Below are 21,250 nucleotides of genomic sequence, written 5' to 3' on the forward strand. Positions count from 1 at the left end.
CATGACATGCACTATCAGGGCGGAATCACTCACCGCACCCTGAGGGGAGACGTGCATGACTCTTCGCCGGCCGGCGCTGTGCGCGGCACTCGCCGCCGGTCTGCTCGTCGGCCTCACCGGATGCGGTACGGGCGGCGAGCGCATCCGGGTCGAAGGCCCCGCCGCCACCCGTATCCCGTGGGCCGGGCCGGTGTACGTCCTGGACTGGCGGTCCCTGCCCCGGCAGGGGCCGGACCTGATGGACCTCACCGAGAACACCGTCCTGGACCGGGTGAGGTGGCACGGCTGGGGCTCACCGCGGGCCACCGCGACCGGCGTGGTGATCGACCTGCCCTGTGCCTCGGGCTGTCCCCACGGCGACCTGCCCAGCTACCAGGTCACGATCGTCTTCAGCGGGCTGGTGAAGCGGCAGTACGCCGCCTACTACGGCCACGCGGCCGTCACCCCCGTCCACCGGCCGGTGCCCCAGTGGGCGGAGGACGTGAGCAGCGTGCCCCTGCACGTGCCGAAGACATGACGCCGAAGACATGACAACGCTGCCGAGTTCCTGAGAGGCCTGCTCATGCACGACGTACTCCTTGTCGAGGACGACGAGATGATCCGCGAGGCCACCCGGCTGACCCTGGAGGAACGCGGCTACCAGGTCCGTACGGCGGCCGACGGCGTGACCGGTCTCGCGCTTTTCCGGGAGCGCCGGCCGGACGTGGCCGTGCTCGACATCATGCTGCCGGGGCTCGACGGGGTGAGTCTGGCCGGCCGTATCCGTGACGAGTCGGGCGTGCCGGTCCTGCTGGTCTCGGCCCGCAACGACCCGGTGGACGTGGTGATGGGGCTGGAGGCGGGCGCCGACGACTACGTCACCAAGCCGTTCGACGGCGCGGTGCTGGTCGCCCGGATCCGCTCCCTGCTGCGCCGGGCGGCGCCCGCCGAGCGCGAAACGGGGAGCCCTGAGAGCGCGGCCCCCCTGCACTTCGGTGACCTGGTCTTCTGCCCGGTGTCGCTGGACGTACACCGGGGCTCGACGCCCCTGTCCCTGACCACGACCGAGCTGAAGCTCCTGCGGGAGTTCACCGCCTCGCCCGGGACCGTGCTCACCCGCGACCTGCTTCTGGAGCGGGTCTGGGACTACGCCTGGTCCGGCGACACCCGGGTCGTGGACGTCCACATACAGCGACTGCGCGCCAAGATCGGCCGGGAGCGGATCGAGACGGTGCGCGGCTTCGGGTACAAGTGGCGCGAATGAGGCGGACCATGCCGGTGAACGTCGGTGCGAAGGTCGCCCTCGCGGTGGCCGCCGCGGCCCTGACCGTGGCGGCCGTGATCGGCGTCCTGGTGCACCGCTTCACGGCCGACGAGCAACTCGCCACCGCCCGCACCCAGTTGGACGAGCAGCTGATGAGCGCGGCGTACGACTACGCGGCCGCCCGCAAGTCCCCGGCCAGGGTCGACCCGCCGGACCTGCCCGCCCCGGTGGCGGACGCCGTGCGCGGGGACGTCCGCGTGACCTACCTCCAGGACGGCACGCACCCGGTGCTCTGGGCGGCGACCCGCGTCTCGGACCACGACGTGCTCGCGCTGTCGCGTTCGTACGCCCCCGAGGCCTGCGCCCTGGCCACGCTGGACCGGACCCTGGCCGCCGTGGGCTCGGCCGCGACCGTCCTGGTCTCCCTGGCGGGGCTGATCCTCGGCGTCCGCATGGGCCGCCGCGCCAAGGCCGCCGCCCACACCGCGGAGCGCATCGCCGACGGCGACCTCGGCGCCCGTGTCCGCCCCGACGGCCGGGACGAGATCGCCCGGCTCGGCGTCTCCGTCAACACCATGGCGGACGCGCTCGGCGCCCGGCTGGAGGCGGAACGCCGCGTGACGGCCGACATCGCGCACGAGCTGCGCACGCCGGTCGCGGGCCTGTCGACGGCGGTCGGCCTGCTGCCGCCGAGCCCGGCGTCGGACCTGATGAAACGCTCCGTGCACAACCTGCGCGGGCTGGTCGAGGACGTCCTGGAGGTGGCCCGCCTGGACGCACAGGTGGCGACGCCGGCGACGGAGCAGCGGCAGGTGAGCGCGATGGCCCGGCGGGCGGTGGCCGCGCTGGAGAAGGCGGAGAAGGCCGAGGTGAGGGTTGTCGCCGACGCGGTCGTGGAGACCGACCCCCGACGGGCCGAGCGGATCCTCACCAACCTGGCCGCCAACGCGCTGCGGCACGGCGCCCCGCCCGTCGTCGTGGAGGTCGACGGCCCGCTCGTCCGCGTCCGCGACCACGGCCCCGGCTTCCCGCCCGCCCTGCTCTCGGTGCTCCACACCTCCGGCCCCCAGCGCTTCCGTACGTCCGCCCCGGGCACCGGCACCGGACTGGGACTGACGATCGCGGTCGGCCAAGCCCGGCTCCTGGGCGCCGAGTTGACCTTCCGCAACCATCCGGGGAGCGGGGCGGAGGCGGTGCTGCGGCTGCCTGATCAGGTGGCCGGATCCGAGGGATGAGACGTCACAGCTCGTCGTGCGGGTTGGGGTTGGAGCCGTCGTTGAGTGCCACGGCCAGCAGGGCGGCGGCGACTCGGATGTCGGAGATGTCGGCACCGGCCACGCTGGTGCCGGCGGAGGGGTCGGTCTGGTTGTACCGGCCCACGAGGACGTGGCTGACGGCGGCCCAGCTGCGGATCAGGGAGACCTGCTGCGAACTGAGCGTGGTGCTGCCGAAGTTGTCCATGGTGTCGCCGATACGGCCGGCGATCTGGTTGAACCTGGACGCCTCGGAGATGCCGATGATGAAGGTGAGCATGGCGCTGGCCCGGGTGGAGACCGACTGGTTGGGGCGGGCCAGCGCGTAGATGGCCTGCTCGAAGCTCGTCGGGCCGAGCTGGACGTCGCCCACGGCCGTCCCGGCCTTCTGGGCCAGGGCGTTGTAGTTCTCGCTGCCCACGAAGGAGTTGTTGTCGGTGCTCGCCTCGTTGGGGACGCCGCGGATCAGGTTGAGCGTCTGGGCGGGGTAGCCGTCGGCCAGGTGGTAGAAGCGCACGACGTAGAAGTCGCTGAGTCGCACGATGGCGTGCACCGCGGGCGTGGACGTCCCGCTGATGACGATGTCGGCGAAGCTGTTGGTCCTCGTGTTGTCCGTGATGACGACGCTGTGCTGCTTTCCGTCGCTCCCGGCGATCAGGCTGGTATGCCGGGCGCCGCCGGTGGACTCGGCCTGCTGGCGCAGTTCCTGGAGCATGGCCAGGTACGCGTCCTTGCCGCCGTCGACGTTCCAATAGATCTGCGGGAAGTTGACCTGGGCGACGTCCTGGGCCTGGATCTTCACACTGCCGGCGGCGTCCGCGGCGGGTGTGTGGCCCGCCAGGGAGGGCGTGCCTGCCAGGACGACGGCGGCGAGCGCGGACGCGACGACCGTGGTGACGCCGATGCGGCGAAGGGCTGTGGTGCGCATGCGGGGGGACTCCGTTCGGGGGAGCGGGGGATGCTGACCCCGGCATTACGCAGGGCCAACATCTCGGTGGCGTCACAGCCGGCCGACGACGGCCGCACAAGCAGTCCCCGATGCCCGGTCGAAGTCTCACCGTTACTTCTTGATGTTTCAATCATGGCGATCATGCCGAGTGCGGACGAATGGCGGTGCGATGGGGCGTCCTGAGCGGCCGGTGGATCCCGAGGCCGGAGCCGTGCAACGGCTTGCCCATGAGCTGCGGGTGCTGCGCGCCGAGTGCGGCGGGCCGTCGTACCGGGTGATGGCCCAGCGGGCCCACTACTCGGCGGCCTCGCTGGCCCAGGCGGCCGGCGGTGAGCGGCTGCCGTCGCCGGCGGTGGTGCGGGCGTACGCGCTGGCCTGCGGGGCGGACCCCGGGGAGTGGGAGGCGCGGTGGAAGACCGCGGCCGAGGAGGAACAGGCCAACCGGCAGAGCTGCGAAGACGGCTCGGCCGAGCCGCCGTACCGGGGACTGATGCGGTTCGAACCCGGTGACGAGGAGCTGTTCTTCGGCCGGGATCGGCTGGTCGGGGAGTTGCTGGGGCTGGTCTGCGAGCACCGGCTGGCGATGGTGTTCGGCGCGTCCGGCAGCGGGAAGTCCTCGCTGCTGCGGGCCGGGCTGATACCCCGGCTGCGGCGGCACATCCAGAAAGAGGGCGTCGCGGCGGTGCTGCGCGTGCTCACCCCGGGGGCCATGCCGGCGGCGACCCACGGGCGGCTGCTGGTCCCGGAGGAGGGCGAGCCGGACAGCTGGGTGGTGGTCGACCAGTTCGAGGAGATCTTCACGCTGTGCCGAGACCGGGAGGAACGTTCCCGCTTCATCGACCTGCTGTTGGCCGCCCGGGAACCGGGCACCCGGCTGCGGGTGGTCATCGCGGTACGGGCGGACTTCTACGCCCGGTGCGCGGAGCACCGGGGGCTCGTGGACGCGCTGAGCGAGGCCCATCTGCTGGTCGGGCCGATGGACGCGACGGAGCTGCGGGAGGCGGTCGTCAGGCCGGCCGCGGCCGCCGGGCTGCTGGTCGAGCGGGAACTGACCGCCAGAATCATCGACGAGGTCGTCGACCAGCCCGGCGCACTGCCGATGCTGTCCCACGCCCTGCTGGAGACCTGGCACCGGCGCCGCGGCCGGACCTTGACGATGGCCGCCTACGAAGCGGCCGGCGGGGTGCACGGCGCGATCGCCGCAACCGCCGAGCACCTGTACGGCAAACTCTCCTCCACCCAGGCCCGCACGGCCCGGCAGGTGCTGCTCCGGCTGATCGAACCCGGGCAGGGCACCTCGGACACCCGGCGCCCGGTCCGGCGCGCCGAACTGGAGTCGGCCGACCCGGAGGTGTCCGTGGTCGTCGAGCGGCTGGCCCGCGCCCGGCTGCTGACCGTGGACGCCGAGTGCGTGGAGCTGGCCCACGAGGCCCTGATCAACAGCTGGCCCCGTCTGCGCGGCTGGGTCGAGGAGGACCGCGAACGGCTGCGTCACCACCGCCGCCTCACCCAGGCCGCACACACCTGGGAGGAGCTCGGCCGCGACTCCGGCACCCTCTACCGGGGCACCCGGCTGGCCCACGCCGAGGAGTTGTTCGCGGCCGGGCGGTCCCCCGGACGCAGCACGTCCAGGACATCGGACGAACTCAACACGTCGGAGCGGGACTTCCTCACCGCCGCCCTGGACGCCCGTGCGGGCGAACACCGGACCGCCACCAGGACCGCCCGCCGGGCCCGGCGGCTGGTCGCCTCGCTGTCCGTCGCCGTGACGCTGTCGCTGGTCACCGGCCTGGTCGCCTGGCAGCAGCACCGGACCGGCGTACGGGAGGAGACCGAGACGGCGGCCCGTCGGGTCGCCTCGGTCGCCGCCTCGATGCGGACGACCGACCCCAGGACCGCCATGCTGCTCAGCGCCGCGGCCTGGCGCACCGCCCCGCTCACCGAGACCCGCTCGGCCCTGCTCGGCGCCCTCACCCAGCCGCAGTTGGACGCCTTCACCGCGCCCGGAGCGAGCGGCGACACCCCGCGTTTCCTCGCCGACTCCGGCCGCACCGTGCTGGGCACGGAGGGACGGTCGTGGCGGAGCTGGGACGTCGCCGCACACCGCCGTACCGCGTCCGGACGCCTGCCGCAGGACACGGTGCTCGCCGCCGGTCCCGACGCCCGGGTCCTGGTGCTTCAGGTGCCCGGCGGCCAGCGGCTGTGGGACGTGTCCACGGGAAAGTGGACCGGTCCCGCGCGAGCACTGCCGTCGTCGTCCCTCGTCGGCATCGGGCCCAGCGGCCGCAGCTATGTGGTGGCCGAACCGGACGGCGGCCGGACGCAGTTGCGTTCCGTCGCGGACGACCGGCTGCTGTTCGAGGCCTCGGGGAAGGGCAGTCCGGACGTGGCCCCGAGCCCGGACGACCGTCAGGTCGCCGTCTGCGCCAAGGGGCACGCACCGGTGGTGCGGGATCTCGCCCGTCGCCGTACGCTGCACGGCGCCTGGGAGCAGACCCACGGCATCTGCGACAACAAGGACGTGCTGCTCCGGTTCGAAGCGGGCAACCGGCTGACCGCCCTGTCCACCATGGGCATCCGCGCCTGGGACACCGCGTCGGGACGGCAGCTCGCCGACATCTACTACCCGGACGTCGAGTACGCCGCGTTCAGCGAGGACGGACAGTTCCTTGCGGCCTCGTGCCGCAACGAGGTCAGGGTGTGGCGGCTGTCGGCGCCCGGCGCCCCCGTCTTCCGGTACCTCCTGAACGGCCAGCTCCCCTCCGGCAGCCTCGCCTGGGATCCCGGCCGGCCGGTCCTGCGCTACCTCGAAGGCGGCACCGTCCACACCCTCGACATCGCCGCCGCCGTCACCTCCCGGTGGCGCGAGCACCCGCTGGACAACGCGCTGCTCAGCCCCGACGGCCGCACCCTCGCCACCGCCGAGCGGACCGGCGGCCACTACCGCTTCCAGCTGCGGGACACCACCGACGGGCGGCTGCTCAACGAGTTGCGGTCCCCGGCGTTCCCGGTGTCCCGTGACCGGAGCGACCCGGTCGTACCGAAGGACACCAGATCCCTGATGGCCTTCAGCCCCGACGGCGAGGCGTTCACCTACGGGGTGTCCACCCCGGGCCGGGACACCGCGCCCCAGCAGGTGATCGTCTGGGATGTCGCCCACGACCGCGAACGGACGACGCTGGACCTCGCCTCGTCCCCCTCCGCCTCCTCCGCCGGGACGGCGGTCAAGCTCGCCCTCGGCCCGGGCGGACGCACCCTGTTGGCCGCCCGCACCGCAGGCTCCCCCGAGATCACCGACGAGGTCTGGGACACCGCGACGCACCGCAGAACGGCCGTACTCAAGGGCTTCGACAGCCACACCCTGGCCGTCCGGCCCGACGGCCGTCTGCTGCTCGGCAACAGCCACACCGCCGAACTGCCCTCCGGGCCGGTCGCCGCACAGGCCCTCGGCCAGAGCGGACAGATCGGCGCCCTGGCCTTCAGCGCCGACGGCTCCCGGGTGGCGGCGGGCGACCTGACCGGCCGCGTCGCCCTCTGGGACGGAGCGCTCCGCCACCGCGCGGGCATCCTGCCCAACGTGTTTCCCGCCCCGGTCCTCAACACCCCCGAAGCCGTCAGCGCCCTGGCTTTCAGCCCCGACGGCAGGACCCTCGCCGTCGCCGGTGACGCCGGCACCATCCAGCTCTGGGACACCGCCACCCAGCAGCCCCTCGGCGGCACCCTGGCCACCCCCGGCGAAGGCATCCGCTCCCTCGCCTTCAGCCCCGACAACGGCACCTTGTACGCCGCCGGCGACCACGTACCGCTGCAGCGGTACGCCATCACCTCGTCCGCCGCCCTCACCCGGGTGTGCGCACGCGCCGGCACCGCACTGACCCCCGCCCAGTGGAGCACCTACATCCCTGACGCGCCCTACCGCGATACCTGTGACCAGCGGTGATACTCCTGAGTAACCCCTTCCGCGGATTGTCCGGAGTGATGGAAGGGGCTACTTGGACAACCCGCGACTTGCCAGCCTTGGGGTGAGACCTGACAGATCCACTTGACCAAAGGTGCGTCAGCCTTGACCCGAGATCGTTCACCCGACCATCCCTCCGTCCTCGTGGTGGAGGACGAAGCCGGCGGCTCAGGGTTGCTCGTGACAGCCCTGGGCTTCCTCGGCTTCGACGCACACACCGTGGCCACGGGCACCGAGGCGCTGGACGCCGTACGCCATCGGCGGCCCGACGCCGTCCTGCTGGACCTGACGCTCCCCGACCACGACGGCGCCGAGGTCTGCCGACGGCTGCGTGCCTCGGGGAACAACACGCCGGTGCTCTTCCTCAGCGCCCGCCATGCCGTGCAGGACAAGTGCCGTGCGCTGGCCGTAGGGGGCGACGACTACGTCACCAAGCCCTTCGACCTCACCGAGGTCAGCGCTCGGATCCGCGCGCTGATCCGGCGTTCCCGGGTCACCGGCCACCACCAGGACGTCGGCTACACGGTGCCCTCGGCCCCGAGGCGGCTGCGCGCGGCCGGGGTCGAACTGGACGTCGGCACCCGGGAGGCGTGGCGGCAGGGGCAGCCGGTGCAGCTGTCGGCCACCGAGTTCGCCCTGCTGAAGGTCCTCATGGAGAACGCGGGCCAGGTGATCTCCAAGGGGAGGATCCTGGACACCGTGTGGAAGTACGACTTCCAGGGCGAGTCCGGAGTCGTGGAGACCTACGTCTACTACCTGCGGCGCAAGCTGGGCGACACCGGCCAGTCGCTGATCCGCACCGTGCGGGGCGCGGGCTACCTGGTAAGCGCCGAGGCCACCGAGAGCTGAATATCGGGTCGGGTTCCGCGGGCCGCGTTCGTGGCGCGGCCCGCGGAACCCGGATCCGGGGGCCCGACCGGGCCGTCAGCCGATCCAGAGGTCGTACACAGCCTGGTCCCGCGTGTCGTTGTACGAGATGAGCCTGGGCTCCCAGCGCCAGCCGGTGCTGGGCTTGCGGTGGTGGAACTCGACCGACTGCCCGGCCTTCCACCAGTAGCCCCACGCCGTGGTGCAGCCCTTCGGCGCGATCTCCCAGAACTGCGAGCCGCCCCAGTCGCCGTACTGGTTCTCGCCGACGAAGTAGAACTTCACCCACTCGTTGGACCCGCTGCAGACCCTGAGGGTCACGTTCTTGGTGTCGGCCGCGTAGGCCGCTCCGGGGGCCGCCAGGCCGCCGGCGAAGGCGGCTGCGGCGAGCACGGCCATGACGACCTTGCGTCTGATAGTGCGCATGGAATTACCACCACTCTTGTTCGTGTCTGAGGACTTGTTCGTGCCTGATCGGATGCGGGCTCACCCCAGCAGGCCCTTGGAGCGCAGCCAGGCCTGGGCCGCTTTGCCGGGGGTCTCGCCCGCGTCGACCGACGACGTGAGCGCGGCCAATTGGGCGGTCGTCAGCAGGGTGTTGACCCGGGCCAGCGCCGTCCGGCCGGTCAGGTCCACGGCGGGCGCACTGATCAGCGGGAAGACGTGCTCGGGCGGGACGACGGACTCGGGGTCGGTGAGCACGACCAGCCCGCCCCGGGCGATCGCCGGGTCGGTGCTGCGCAGCACCAGTACGTCCGCCGTCCCCGAGGTCCCGGCGGAGGTGAGCGTGACGCCGTACGCCTTCTTCAGGGAGGCGGCCGACGGGGCGTCGGGGTCGCCGGAGGCGGAGCCGCCGAGCGTCAGGCCGGGGCCGACCTCGCGGAGGTCGGCGAGGCCGTGCACCTTGTGGCGCTCGGCGGTTGCCTTGGTGACCGCGAGGACGACCCCGCCCTGTGCGGCGGCCGGCGGCAGCGCGACGATGCCGGGGGGCAGCGCCATGCTCAGCGTCGCCTCCATGCTGCCGGGCATGGTCTGGCCGCCCGGCATCGCCCGCAGCAGGGTGCTCTCATAGGCGGGCGCGATGCTGATCTTTCCGTCCACCACGGCCTGTGCGGTGTCGACGGCGGTCTCGTACTCGGTGTCCGCCGTCCGCACCTCCTCCCCGGCCTGGGTGAGGAGTTCGCCGTAGAGCGCCGCCACGACCCGGCTCTCCGTTGAGCCGTCGCTGCCGATCACGGTCGGCCCCGCACGGTCCGCGTAGCCGACGTGCGTGCCTTCCGTACTCCCGCTCGCACAGCCGGAAAGGGCGAGGAGCGAGCAGACGGCAAGAGCGACGACTTTGAATGAGGGTCGAAACGGGGGTGGAAACGGGGATCGAATTCCAGACATCACGCGATACCCATCAGCAGTGTCGGCCTCGGTCCGACAAGGACATCGGCTTGTCCTTGAAGGTGACGTAGCCGTAGCCGGGGTTGTCGCTGTTGAAGCCGGATTCCCGGTAGTCGTAGACGTACCAGACGTAGTGGCCGTAATACCTGTCCTTGAACTGGATCTCCCACCACCCCTTGGCCTGCTGCTTGGCCGTGCCGCGCTCGATCCAGCCGTAGCTTCCCGGCGGAATGTTGAGCGTGTTGGACTCGGTGTCGGTGTGGGAGTTCTGCCAGCTGTGGCTGTAGCTGGTCTCGACCTGCACCTCGAAGACCTCGGCGAACTTGTAGCCCGCGGTGACCGAGACGCCGACCGTGTTGCCGGCGGTGGTCGTGTCCGACCAGTCGATCCGGTGCTGGTTGGTCTGGCTCCCGCAGTTGTACGCGGTGCTGCCGACCTGGTGCGCCGGGCCGGTGTAGCCCCAGTAGCTCTGCGGGCGGAACTTGCAGAAGCTGGCCCAGTTGCAGGCCTTCAGGAGCTCGGCGTTGGTCGGCGCGTCGGCGGCGAGGGCCTGGGGGGCCGTGAGCAGCGAGGCGCCCACGGTAAGGGCGGCGAGCACTCCGAGAGTACGGGGGGAAACGCGCTTGACGGATTTCCGCTTACGCAAGGCGAATGCCATTGTTCACTCCAACGAGAAGGGGAAGTGCGCAATACGACCGAACAGCACTATCCGAATTCAATTCCCTTTGCATTTGAATTCGAGGGGCGCTTTTCGCTCATTAGACAGCACGCCGCAGTCGCATGTGATCAACGTTTCATCAGAGTCGGCTCAGAGACCGCCGAGCGGTGTCTGAGCGGGCTTTGATGGTCTTCCGATCCCGGCGGCCTTGGCTTGGGACATGACGACCCACCCGCCGGACGTGGCCACCTCCGACCTGCACCTGCTGATCTTCTCTGCCTTCACCGAAGTGATCTCCGGCGAGGGCCGGTGGAGCGAACAGACAGCTGCCCGGATCCGCGCCGAGGGCAGGGCGTGGGCAGCACGCGGGGAACCTGTCCAAGAACTGCTCTCCGAGGTCCGTGCCATGACCTGGCGTCTGCTGAACCGACCGACCGCCGGCGGGAAACGCCCCGACCCCCTGGCCCACGAGACGCTGGCACTGCGCCTCGGCGACGCCGCCCGCCGTGTCGCCCATGAGCTGAACTCCGGCTACTTCGAGGAGGATTTCGAGGCGGACGATGAGGATTTCGAACCCGCCACGGCCTACGCCGTACTCGCCGTCCGGGCGCCCGGCCACACCACGACGGCTCTCGGAAACGCGGCCCGACGCCACGCCGGTGACGATGTCGTCGTCCTGCCCTCCGACTCCAGGGAGAGCGTCTACGTCCTCGTGCCCGCCGAGGGCCGGAAGGAGTCCGTGGAACTGGCCCGCCGGGTCCACCCCGATCTGGACGGTGACGCCTGGATCGCCGTCCACTGGCAGCTCCTCGGCCGGGCCCCGGGCGCCGGAACCGTCGTCGAGGACATCTGCGCCACCCTCCTGGCCATCGCCCTCGCCGGTCCGCCCGGGGTCTACGAGCTCGACGACGTTCTCGTCCACTACGGCGTCGCCGAGACCCCCGCCGTCTCCCGCCGCCTCGTCGAGATCATCGAACCCCTGCCGGACCAGCCCGTGCTCTGGGAGACCCTCAACGCCTTCATCGCGGCCAACGGCGTACATCACCGGGCCGCCAAGCAGCTGGGCATCCGCGGCGACACTCTCGACCGGCGGCTGAAGCGCATCACCCGGTGCACCGGTCACCGCACCGACACCCTCCACGGCCTGGCCACCCTCAGCGCCGCCCTCGTGGCCTACGCGGTCACCCACCGCGAACGGCCCTGAAGTCGGCTACTGCCGGGTACTCATGAGACCTCAGTCACAGCCCACGCCTGGGGCCTATCACCCATTGCATACTGCTCAGCGGCATAAGGGCGACTGCGTCCCTTCCGCCGCCCGAGTACCGCACACCCAAGTTGTCACCGATGACACCTTCGTGCCGGTTGCGAGCCGTTGGAAGGTGAGAAGGAACGAGTGACCGTCCAGACACCAGATGTGGGGAACCTGCCCTCGGCCCTGACCACGTTCGTGGGCAGGCGCCAGGACCTCGCCGAAGTGCGCCGCCGACTGGCGACAACGCGACTGCTGACGCTCACCGGTGCGGGCGGGGTGGGCAAGACACGGCTGGCGCTGGAGGTGGCCGCCGCGTCGGCGACGGACTTCGCCGACGGGGTGTGGCTGGTGGATCTGGCGCCGGTGCGGGACCCGTTGCTGACGGCGAGCGCCATGGCGACCGCGCTGGGGGTGCCGGACCTGGGCACCAGACCCGTCATCGACCAGCTCGCCGTCTTTCTGGCCCACCGCGGTCCGCTGATCGTGCTGGACAACTGCGAGCACCTCGTCGACGCCTGCGCCGAGCTGGCACACGCGCTGCTGTCGGCCTCCCCCGGACTGCGCATTCTCACGACGAGCCGCCGGGCGCTGGGAATCTACGGTGAGCACGTCTTCGCCGTCCCTCCGCTGGCGCCGGACGACGCGGTGGAACTGCTGCGGGACCGGACCACCGCCGTACGCCCGGAGTTCCGGATCACCGACGGCAACCGCGCCCAGGTGCTCCGGCTGTGCGACGGCCTGGACGGGCTGCCGCTGGCCATCGAGCTGGCCGCGTCCCGGCTGCGGACCCTGACCGTCGACGAGGCGGTGAACCGGCTGGAGGACCGCTTCGGGCTGCTCACGAGCGGCTGCCGGGCCGCCCGGCCGCACCAGCGGACGCTACGCGCGTTGATCGACTGGAGCCACGAGCTGTGCACCCCCGCCGAGCGGCTGCTGTGGAACCGGCTGTCGGTCTTCGCCGACGACTTCGGCCTGGACGCGGCCGAGGCCGTCTGCGGGGACGACGGCATCGGCCGGGACGAGGTGCTCGATCTCCTCGACCGGCTGGTCGTGCAGTCCATCGTGCTGCCCTGCGAGCGCGAGGGCCTGCCGCGTTACCGGCTGCTGGCGACCATCCGCCAGTACGGGCGTGAGCGGCTGGCCGAGTCCGGCCAGGAACAGCGGATGCTGCGCCGGCACCACGATTTCTACCTGGCCCTCGCCGAGCTCATCGCCGACGGATGGCACGGCCCCGGCCAGCAGGAGAGCCTGACCCGGTTGCGTGCCGAGTACGCCAATCTGCGCTCGGCGCTGGTCCAGGGCGGCGACCCGCAGGCCACCCTGGCGCTGACCGCCGCGCTGCGCTTCCACTGGTGCGAGGGCGGATTCCTCGGTGAGGGACGCCGCTGGCTCGACCACGCGCTCGCCGCCGCACCCGAGGCCACTCCGGCCCGGGCCAGGGCACTGTGGGTCGCCGCCTGGGTGGCGGCGCTGCAGCGCGATCACGTCACGGCGTACGGGTGGCTTGAGGAGGCCGCGGAGCTGGGCGAGCGGTTCGCCGACCGGGTGGTGTGCGCCCACGTGCTGAGTCTGCGCGGCACGTTGGCTTTGTTCGGCGGCCGGCTGGCGGAGGCCGTGTCCTTGCTGGAGGAAGCGGCGACCGCCCATATGGCGACGGGCGAGGAGGTCGGGGCGGTCTACGCGCTGATTCAGCTGGCCACCGCCCAGTCCCACCTCGAGGATCCGCGCACCACGGAGACCTGTCGGCGGGCGGTCGCCCTCGCCGAGACGCATGACGATCGGCTGGTCCGCGCGCATGCGCAGTGGACGCTCGGCTACGACTCCTGGCGGCGCGGCGACCTGAAGGAAGCCTCGGCCATGATCCGGTCCGCGCTGGAGAACGAACAGGGCTTCAACGACTACGTCAGGGTCGTACTGATGCTGGAGCAGCTCGCGTGGGTCACCGCCGCCGACGGTGACCACAAGCAGGCGGGGCGACTGCTGGGTGCCGCGCGTGCTCTGTGGCGGGACACCGACACCGGCATCTCGACGTTCGGACCGCACATGGTCGACCAGCACGCCCGGTGCGAGGAGGAGGTCGTACGGGTCCTGGGCCCCGCGGCGTACGAGAACGCCCTCGCGGAGGGCGGCGGTCACCGCGGCCCCGACGAGGCCATCGCCTACGCCCTGCGCACCGAACCCGAGCCGCCCGCCACGGCCTCTGCCCCGAGCCCGCTGACCCCCCGGGAGCGGGAAGTCGCCGCGCTGGTCGCCGAAGGCATGAGCAACCGGCAGATCGCCTCCACGCTCGGACGCTCCCCGCGCACGGTCCACGGCCACGTCGAGAACATCCTGGCCAAGCTCGGCTTCGCATCCCGCGCCCGGATCGCGTCCTGGTGGACAGCGAACCAGGCACCCACCCCGTAGGACAACCCCGTAGAAATACCCGGGCCGGGGCGGGGCCCGGGCCCGTACAAGTACCCATGGCCCCGGGGCGGACCCCGCGCAGAGCCTTTGCCCAGCGGATCCATGAATCAGTGGGCCGCTCATGACCGTTGGGGCGCACCACAAGGAGCTCATGTGACGACCGAGATGCAGTCCGGACTCCCCCGGAGATCCTTCATCGCCGCCATGGTGGCCGCCGGCGTGATGGCCGGCGGCCTGGTGGCCGTTGGCGCGCCCAGCGCCGTAGCCGCGACCGGCTCCGACATCAACTGGACCATCACCAGTGAGCCCGCCGACGCCAAGACCGGCTACGCAGCCCTGATCAACGCCATCAGGCAGCGGGTCTCCTCGCACCGGGTCCGGCCGGAGGGAGGCCGCCCCGTCGACGTCACCGACGAGGACGGGACGGCCCAGTTCATCGCCGTCGACCTGTACGCCGAGGGCGGTGGCGAGTTCATCCGGGTGTTCATACGCCGGTCGGACACCTACGTCATGGGATGGCGGCCCGGCACCGACCACGGCGGCGGCAACGTGGAGTGGTTCCAGTTCTTCCCGCTGGAGGCCGGCGTGACCCTGCCCGGTGCCACGACCGGCAACACGAACACCAGGTACAACACGCTCGCCGGATACGACGCCCTGAGAGGACAGGGCGCCACCCGCGACGGCATGAACATAACGCCCGCCAGCCTCAACAACGCCGTGCTGACCCTCCACGACGGTGCCAACACCACCGCCGGCTACGTCAGGATCGCGGCGCCGGCGATCCTTCAGATCATCGTGGGGCTCGCCGAGGGCGCTCGCTTCCGGAATCAGGCAGCCGCGACCGTGACGGCCTTCGGCAACGGTCTGCCGTACACCGTCACCGCGGAGCACATCGCGCAGCACAACGACTGGGGCCTGATGAGCGCCGCGCTCCTGGGCGCGGTACTCATAGGTACTCTCGCCCTCTCGCCCGAGATCGAGATCGCCGGCGTCCTCTACGAGACCTCGGCGGCCCTCGCGGCCGTGCTCATGCTGGCCCACCACTCGGGCAAGGGCACCAAGGGCAAGGGCCTTCTCGAGGGCGGCACGACGCTCGTCGCGCCCGACGGCACCGGCGACTACTGGACCGTGCAGGCCGCGATCGACGCCGCTCCCGACTCGGGCGCGAACAACATCTTCGTCGACAAGGGCAGCTACCACGAGGTCATCAGCGTCCCGACGAGCAAGAGCTGGCTGACGATCCAGGGCGTCAGCGGCAACGCGTCGGATGTCCTCATCTGGAACACCAGGGCCCACGGGATGCTCAAGCCCGACGGCACACAGTGGGGCACCCAGGGCAGCGCCACGGCCACCTTCAAGTCGGCCAACCTGACCGTCCAGGACCTCACGATCTCCAACACGTTCGACCCCGCGGCCCACCCGGAGATCAGCCCGTACGAGACCCAGGCCGTCGCGATAGCCGCCATGGGCGACCGGCAGGTGTACCAGAACGTCCGGATCCTCGGCCGTCAGGACACCCTGCTCGTCAAGGGAATCGCGCCCACGGACCAGGCCCGGCAGTACTTCTACAAGTGCTTCATCAGGGGCAACGTGGACTTCATTTTCGGGAACGCCACCGCGGTGATCGACCGGTCCGACATCCAGCAGACCTACTGGGCCGGCGGCACGGTACTGGCGCCGAACACCGACTACCGGAAGCAGTACGGGATTCTCATCACCGACAGCTCGATATTCGGCGACGGCCAGGCGCCACCGCGTTCGATGTACCTCGGCCGGCCGTGGCACAACGCGCCGGAGGCCTGGCCCCAGGCGGTGGTCCGCGACACCATCGTGTACCCCCAGGTGAACGACACACATCCCTGGACCGACATGGTCCCCGAGTACCCCTGGTCGTGGGCCCGGTTCTTCGAGTACCGCAACTCCGGCCTCGGAGCCGGCGTCCAGAACGCACCGAAGCTGACCGACGCCCAAGCCGCGGACTACACCGCCCAGAAGTACCTGGCCGGCACCGACGGATGGAACCCGGTCCGGTAGCGCGGCCGAGGTGACGGGCGGGGCAGCACAGCAAGTTGGCCCTGTCGGCCCCCGCCCGTCGACGGTAGCCTTGGCAGGGCATGGCACGGAGGACGCTGTTCTGGTATGAAGCGGGGGAATCGCTATGGTGTCCGGTGCGGTCGACTGGGGTAGTTCGGAGGCTGAGTTACCCCACGAAGTTCGGGTGAAAATCACCGACCAGTTCTTTCAGCGGCTGCGTTCGAACGGCAGTCCACTGGTCGAAAAGCCGGTGTTGAGTGGGCTGTTGGCCAGGCAGGTCGAGTTGTTGCTGCGTGACCTCGGTCGTGGTGGCCGGTCCGGCGGGGTGGGGCGGCGGACCGAGCCCAGTGAGGAATCGCTGCGCAGCGCGGCCGAGTTCAGCGGGCAGCGGGCCTCACTTGAGATCCATCCGACCGAGACCGTTCGCGCGGCCGGTCTGTTCTACGAGTTGACACTTCCCGTGCTCGTCCGCGAGACCCTGCCGCAGGAACCGGGCGCGGACGCGTTGCTCGATCTCGCGCTGCGTCTCCACGAAGCGGTGATGACGCAGATCGCGCTCGGCTGCGTCGGGTACATCAAGTTTCTACGCGAGAAGATCCATGGTTCTCATCTCGACGAACGCCGTCGGCTCTCGCGGAATCTGCACGACCAGGTCTCTCATGAGATTCTCGTGGCCCTGCTCGCCCTCGAACTGCGTGAAGGGGAGCTCGCCCACGATCCCGAACTCGCGCGGATCAAGCTGAAATCGGCGGAGGATTCGCTCCGCGAGGCCCTTCGCGTCATCAGCAAGCTGTCGGGTGAACTCCGCGATTCGGCTTCCGACCTGGGGCTGGAGCGTACCCTCGGACAGTTTCTGGAGTCCGCCGCTCCCGATGACGTGGAGATCGAATTCGCGGTGACGGGGGACAGCACCGCGTTGCCCTCGCCGGTCACGGAGGAGCTCTACTACGTACTCCGTGAGGCGGTCAGAAACGCGCTGCGGCACTCCGCGCCGAGGCGAGTGCGGATCACGCTGTGTGTTTCGGAGCTGACCGTCCAGGCCTCGGTCTCCGACGACGGCACGGGATTCGACCTGGCCACGGCCCCGAAGGCGCGGCACGACGGGCTCATCTCGATCCGCGAGCGGACCGAACTGCTCGGGGGAAGCTCCACCATCGACAGCTCGGTGGGCAGCGGTACGACGGTCGCCGTGTCCGTCCCCTTGGTCAACTGGTGACCGATGCCTGAGAACACCGGCACCACAACCCTGATCGTGGTGGACGATCAAACGCTCTTCCGGGAGATGCTGGCCGGCTACCTCAGGCAGGAGGACTGGCTGGATGTCGTCGCCCAGGGCAAGAGCGGAACCGACGCCGTCACACTCGCGCGGCGACATCGTCCCGGCATCGCGCTGCTCGACGTACAGATGCCCGGGCCGGGGATCCGGGACACCATCAAGGAGATCCACCAGCACTGCCCGGACACGCACTGCATCGTCCTCACCATGCGCGACGACCCCGTACTGCTCAGGGCTCTGATCAACGACGGTGCCGCCGCCTATGTGATGAAGTTCGTGTCCATGCGGGAGCTGCTCGCCGTGATCCGTTCCGTGATCACCTCCCCGGAGCGGATCCATCTCTCCATCTCCCGGGACATGGTCAAGGCACTCGATCCGCCCGGCTCGGGGGCGCCGCGCCTGTCCGCGCGGGAGATCGAGATCCTGTGTCATGTCGCCGAGGCACACAGCAACGCGGAGATCGCGCGTTCCCTGTTCCTGGCCGAGACCACGGTCAAGAAGCATCTGACGAACATCTACCGGAAGCTCGGGGCCACTTCCCGGATGGACGCGATTCGCCGGGCCCGGGAGGCGGGGATCCTGGAGCTCTGTCCGTAGGTCGCTCACCCGTCCTGCTGCTGCGGGGGCAGCGCCGCGATGAGCGGGTGGTCCCGCTCGGCCGGGCCCAGTTTCGCGGCGCCGCCGGGTGAGCCGAGCTGGTCGAAGTACTCGGTGTTCGCCTGGTGGTAGTCCTTCCACTCCTCCGGGGTGTCGTCCTCGTAGAAGATCGCCTCGACCGGGCACACCGGCTCGCAGGCGCCGCAGTCGACGCATTCCTCCGGGTGGATGTACAGGGCCCGGCGGCCCTCGTAGATGCAGTCGACGGGGCACTCCTCGACGCAGGCCTTGTCCTTCACGTCGACACAAGGTTCGGCGATGACGTACGTCATGGTTCGCTCCTTGGTGGTGTCACAGGCCGACTTTGAGCCGGTAGCCGCAGGACCCGGTGTGCGCCATCTGGCAGAGGCCCACGCCGGGTTCGATGTCGGCGGGGAGGTCCATCGCCTGCAGCCAGCCCGTCAGACGCTCCCCGGGACCGCAGTGGTACGTCATCTCGATGCCGGCGCGTTTGACCCCTTTGTAGGCGAAACACGTGGACACCTCCAGATGCTGGGTACCGTCCTCGAACGACTCCTCCGCCGCGAACAGCGAGCCGAGATAGAGATCCACCGCCGACTGGAACAAGTGCCGGTACTGCTCGACGGTTTCGACTTTCTCGACGCCCAGACTGCGCATCAGCCGGACCATCTCCTGGCGCCCGAATTCACGGACCACCTGGATATTCGCCTCGTTGGCTCCGTCGATGCCGCTCTTGGTGGCGGTCTGGTAGAACCAGAGTCCGTCGGTTGCCATCCACGAGCGGCGCAGGAGTTCCTCCCGCTGAGTCGCCGTCAGATCCTGCGCCGTCCTGGGAGCATCCGTCATCGAGCTTCCTCCGGTCTGTCGCCTCTGTCGCCAAAGTCATCCGCTGGACCGTCCGCAGCCGCCACTAGGGCTTCTGTTCCGTATCGTTGCAGCTTTCCGCTCGACGTACGCGGCAAGGCGCCCTTTCTGACCAGGATCACCTTGCGCGGGGTGAGCCCGATCGTGTCCGAAACGGAATGCCTCAACTGGGCGACGAGTTCGGCCCGTACGGCCGGATCCGCCTCCTTTGTTTCCGCGACCAGTGCGAGCCCTTCGCCGTCGGCCGATGTCACCGCCGTCGCCAGGACCGCGTTGTTCGCGACACCAGGCACCCGGCCGGCCACAGACTCGATATCGGTGGCGTAGTAGTTCTGGCCGAGGACAATGATCATTTCCTTCTTTCGGCCCACGATGAAGAGTTCGCCGTCGTGCAGGAGTCCCAGGTCTCCGGTGGACACCCAGCCTCCCGCATGGACGGTGGTCCGGGTCGCCGCCTCGTTGGCCTCATAGGCGCGCATCACCGAGTCGCCCCGGATCTGGATCTCGCCCACCCGGGCCTCGTCCCTCAGCTCGGCTCCCTCGTCGTCCACCAGCCTGACCTCGGTGTTCGCCACGGGGACACCAACTGAGGCTAGTTCCCTGGCAGTTGTGGTGTCGCAGTCGTCGGCCGTCGGCTCCACCACGCCGTGCGCGAGCGGTTCCCGTCGTAACCGGATGCTCGTCGCCGGGCGCCCCAGAGGTGTGAAGGTCACCGCGAGGCTGCCCTCGGCCAGGCCGTACACCGGAAGGAAGGCGGTGGCGCGGAAGCCGGCCGGGGCGAAATGCTCGGAGAACCGGCGCATCATGCCGGGGTCCACGGTCTCCGCGCCGTTGAGTGCGACCCGCCAGCAGAACAGGTCGAGGTCGCGCACCTTGTCGGCCGGAACCTTGCGCAGCGCGTACAGATAGCCGGAGTTGGGTGCCGTGGTGGCCGTTCCGCGGTGCCGGCTGATGATGCGCAGCCACCGCCCGGGGTCCCTGAGGAAGTCCTCCGGCGGGAGCAGGAGGGTCTCGGCACCGGCCAGCGCCGGAGTCAGGAGTGTGCCGATCAGCCCCATGTCGTGGAAGAGCGGCAGCCAGTTGCAGCTGACCTCCGCGTCGGTGACGTCGAGGCCCTTGGTGATGGCCGCGACGTTGGCGAGCACGTTGGCGTGGCTCAGCACCACGCCCTTCGGGCTTTCGCTGGTGCCCGAGGTGTACTGGACGAGTCCGGGAGCCTCGTCCGACACGTCGGCGTACTCCGTGCCGGACTCCATGGACAGGGCCGCGTCGAGGACCTCGAACTCACCGCCGGTGTCGCCGAGCACCGGCCGGATCACCCCGGCGAGCTTGCTGTCGGACAGGACCACGCGCACCTTCGACTGACGCATCGCGAGAGCGATCCGGTTGAGGTGGAGGTCAAGGGAGGCGAAGCGGACGGGCGGTGGCAGCGGCACCGGAACGGCGCCGGCCGCGAGGACGCCGAAGAACGCCCTGGCGAAATCGATCGAGGTGGGCAGCGCGAGAGCCACCCGCTCCCTGGGCCGGACCCCGCGCTCCAGCAGACCGCAGGCCAGCTTCCCCGCCTCGGCATACAGCTGGCCGTAGGTGACGCGTTCGGTCTCCTCGTCGCCGCGGAACAGGCGTATGCCGTGGCCTGTTCCGCGGTTCGCCACATCGGCGAGCGCCTGGACCAGGTTCACGCCGTGGCTCGCTGCCGGCAGAGGTCCCCGACCAGGGTCTGGAACTCGCCGATGGTCTGGATACGGAAGGTGACCTCGTCCTCTATCTCGATGTCGAAGGCCTTCTCCGTCTTCAGGATGATCTGGAGTACGCGCATCGAATCGACGTTGGGCAGGGCGCGGAAGTACTGGTCGCCCTTGAGTTCGGCGGCCGTGATCTCCAGTTCCTCGGCGATGATGCCAAGGATCTTTTCGTTGATCTCTTCGTTTATCTCTTCGTTTATCTCTTCGCTGACGTCCATGGTTGTTCATTCCCCCTGAATGACAGTTCCTTTGGCGGTGCGAAGTGCCGATACGAGCCTTTCCGGCAGGCGCCGGCCGTGTTCGGCCAGCACCTCGTCGGTGAGCAGATGGAAGGTGCCGTCCGCCGCGGCCACGAGATCGCGGCCGTACATGATCTCGCCGGACGCCCGCACCGAGTGCTCGTCGCGCTTGGTGATCTCGGCGTATGCGGTGTATTCGACGCCGGTCTCCATGGGCCTGCCGTAACGGATGCGCAGACCGGTGGTGAAGGCCGATATCCAGCCCCCGCGGTATACGGCCTGTGCGAGGGTCTCGTCGAGAATCGTGGCGACGATTCCGCCGTGGATGACGCCCGGGAACGACTCGTAGTCGGCACCGAGTGTGAGCCGTGTGGCGAATCCGCTGCCGCGCTCCTCGAAGACCAGCCGCAGACCGATGGGATTGTGTGCGGCGCAGCCGAAGCAATTTGATGGGTTGTCGATCTCGGAATCGATGGACGCCTGTTCCGGCAAACCTCTC

19 protein-coding genes are annotated in these 21,250 nt (G+C 70.0%); 10 read left to right on the top strand and 9 right to left on the bottom strand.

Annotated features, from left to right (window positions below):
• Nucleotides 1-55 precede the first annotated feature (55 nt).
• The 3 genes from AC5DRG_RS25705 to AC5DRG_RS25715 are packed head-to-tail and all read left to right on the top strand — an operon-like array spanning nt 56 to nt 2,478.
• Nucleotides 56-517, top strand: a complete 462-nt coding sequence (locus AC5DRG_RS25705) for a hypothetical protein (protein ID WP_491801782.1) — start codon at nt 56-58, stop codon at nt 515-517.
• 45 nt (nt 518-562) lie between these two features.
• Nucleotides 563-1,243 carry a two-component system response regulator CseB gene (gene cseB, locus AC5DRG_RS25710; RefSeq protein WP_491801783.1) on the top strand — a complete coding sequence of 227 codons (681 nt, stop codon included), beginning with the start codon at nt 563-565 and terminating at the stop codon, nt 1,241-1,243.
• Nucleotides 1,244-1,251: 8 nt separating this feature from the next.
• Nucleotides 1,252-2,478 carry an ATP-binding protein gene (locus AC5DRG_RS25715; protein WP_491801784.1) on the top strand — a complete coding sequence of 409 codons (1,227 nt, stop codon included), beginning with the start codon at nt 1,252-1,254 and terminating at the stop codon, nt 2,476-2,478.
• Between the two features lie 4 nt (nt 2,479-2,482).
• Here AC5DRG_RS25715 and AC5DRG_RS25720 read toward each other — a convergent pair whose 3' ends face one another.
• Nucleotides 2,483-3,424: a ribosome-inactivating family protein gene (locus tag AC5DRG_RS25720; protein WP_491801785.1), complete on the bottom strand. Its 942-nt coding sequence runs from the start codon at nt 3,422-3,424 to the stop codon at nt 2,483-2,485.
• A 190-nt stretch (nt 3,425-3,614) separates the two neighbouring features.
• Between AC5DRG_RS25720 and AC5DRG_RS25725 the strand changes: the two genes are divergently transcribed.
• Nucleotides 3,615-7,385: an nSTAND1 domain-containing NTPase gene (locus AC5DRG_RS25725; protein ID WP_491801786.1), complete on the top strand. Its 3,771-nt coding sequence runs from the start codon at nt 3,615-3,617 to the stop codon at nt 7,383-7,385.
• Nucleotides 7,386-7,508: 123 nt separating this feature from the next.
• Nucleotides 7,509-8,252 (top strand): response regulator transcription factor, encoded by a 744-nt coding sequence (locus AC5DRG_RS25730; RefSeq protein ID WP_491801787.1) that lies wholly within the window; start codon nt 7,509-7,511, stop codon nt 8,250-8,252.
• Nucleotides 8,253-8,327: 75 nt separating this feature from the next.
• On the opposite strand, the gene AC5DRG_RS25735 is transcribed toward AC5DRG_RS25730, so the two are convergent.
• The 3 genes from AC5DRG_RS25735 to AC5DRG_RS25745 form a co-directional block, all read right to left on the bottom strand.
• Nucleotides 8,328-8,696 carry a hypothetical protein gene (locus AC5DRG_RS25735; RefSeq protein ID WP_491801788.1) on the bottom strand — a complete coding sequence of 123 codons (369 nt, stop codon included), beginning with the start codon at nt 8,694-8,696 and terminating at the stop codon, nt 8,328-8,330.
• 60 nt (nt 8,697-8,756) lie between these two features.
• Nucleotides 8,757-9,506 carry a glycine betaine ABC transporter substrate-binding protein gene (locus AC5DRG_RS25740; RefSeq protein ID WP_491801789.1) on the bottom strand — a complete coding sequence of 250 codons (750 nt, stop codon included), beginning with the start codon at nt 9,504-9,506 and terminating at the stop codon, nt 8,757-8,759.
• Between the two features lie 166 nt (nt 9,507-9,672).
• Nucleotides 9,673-10,257: a hypothetical protein gene (locus AC5DRG_RS25745; protein ID WP_491801790.1), complete on the bottom strand. Its 585-nt coding sequence runs from the start codon at nt 10,255-10,257 to the stop codon at nt 9,673-9,675.
• A gap of 280 nt (nt 10,258-10,537) precedes the next feature.
• Here AC5DRG_RS25745 and AC5DRG_RS25750 point away from each other — a divergent pair, with 280 nt between their 5' ends.
• The 5 genes from AC5DRG_RS25750 to AC5DRG_RS25770 all read left to right on the top strand — a co-directional run bounded on the left by AC5DRG_RS25750 (nt 10,538) and on the right by AC5DRG_RS25770 (nt 17,882).
• A complete protein-coding gene (locus tag AC5DRG_RS25750) occupies nt 10,538-11,521 on the top strand; it encodes a helix-turn-helix domain-containing protein (protein WP_491801791.1) in 984 nt (327 codons plus the stop codon).
• 189 nt (nt 11,522-11,710) lie between these two features.
• Nucleotides 11,711-13,975, top strand: coding sequence for an ATP-binding protein (locus tag AC5DRG_RS25755; RefSeq protein ID WP_491801792.1), 2,265 nt, complete (start codon nt 11,711-11,713; stop codon nt 13,973-13,975).
• A 153-nt stretch (nt 13,976-14,128) separates the two neighbouring features.
• Nucleotides 14,129-16,009 carry a pectinesterase family protein gene (locus AC5DRG_RS25760; protein ID WP_491801793.1) on the top strand — a complete coding sequence of 627 codons (1,881 nt, stop codon included), beginning with the start codon at nt 14,129-14,131 and terminating at the stop codon, nt 16,007-16,009.
• Nucleotides 16,010-16,193: 184 nt separating this feature from the next.
• A complete protein-coding gene (locus AC5DRG_RS25765; protein ID WP_491801794.1) occupies nt 16,194-17,225 on the top strand; it encodes a sensor histidine kinase in 1,032 nt (343 codons plus the stop codon).
• Between the two features lie 3 nt (nt 17,226-17,228).
• Nucleotides 17,229-17,882: a response regulator gene (locus AC5DRG_RS25770; RefSeq protein ID WP_491801795.1), complete on the top strand. Its 654-nt coding sequence runs from the start codon at nt 17,229-17,231 to the stop codon at nt 17,880-17,882.
• A gap of 5 nt (nt 17,883-17,887) precedes the next feature.
• Here the strand turns inward: AC5DRG_RS25770 and fdxA are convergent, their stop codons facing one another.
• Genes fdxA through AC5DRG_RS25795 form a run of 5 tightly spaced genes read right to left on the bottom strand, consistent with a single transcriptional unit; the run spans nt 17,888 to nt 21,243 of the window.
• Nucleotides 17,888-18,214: a ferredoxin gene (gene fdxA / locus AC5DRG_RS25775; protein WP_491801796.1), complete on the bottom strand. Its 327-nt coding sequence runs from the start codon at nt 18,212-18,214 to the stop codon at nt 17,888-17,890.
• A gap of 19 nt (nt 18,215-18,233) precedes the next feature.
• Nucleotides 18,234-18,749: a DUF6125 family protein gene (locus tag AC5DRG_RS25780; RefSeq protein ID WP_491801797.1), complete on the bottom strand. Its 516-nt coding sequence runs from the start codon at nt 18,747-18,749 to the stop codon at nt 18,234-18,236.
• Nucleotides 18,746-20,449, bottom strand: coding sequence for a fatty acyl-AMP ligase (locus tag AC5DRG_RS25785; RefSeq protein ID WP_491801798.1), 1,704 nt, complete (start codon nt 20,447-20,449; stop codon nt 18,746-18,748). Before AC5DRG_RS25785 ends, AC5DRG_RS25780 begins: the two co-directional genes overlap by 4 nt.
• Complete coding sequence (locus tag AC5DRG_RS25790) at nt 20,446-20,730, bottom strand: acyl carrier protein (RefSeq protein WP_491801800.1); 285 nt, start codon at nt 20,728-20,730, stop codon at nt 20,446-20,448. Before AC5DRG_RS25790 ends, AC5DRG_RS25785 begins: the two co-directional genes overlap by 4 nt.
• Before the next feature lie 6 nt (nt 20,731-20,736).
• Entirely contained in the window at nt 20,737-21,243 is a 507-nt protein-coding gene (locus AC5DRG_RS25795; protein WP_491801801.1) for a PaaI family thioesterase, read from the bottom strand.
• Between the last annotated feature and the right edge of the window lie 7 nt (nt 21,244-21,250).

It is taken from the genome of Streptomyces sp. JLBG701, assembly GCF_058544905.1.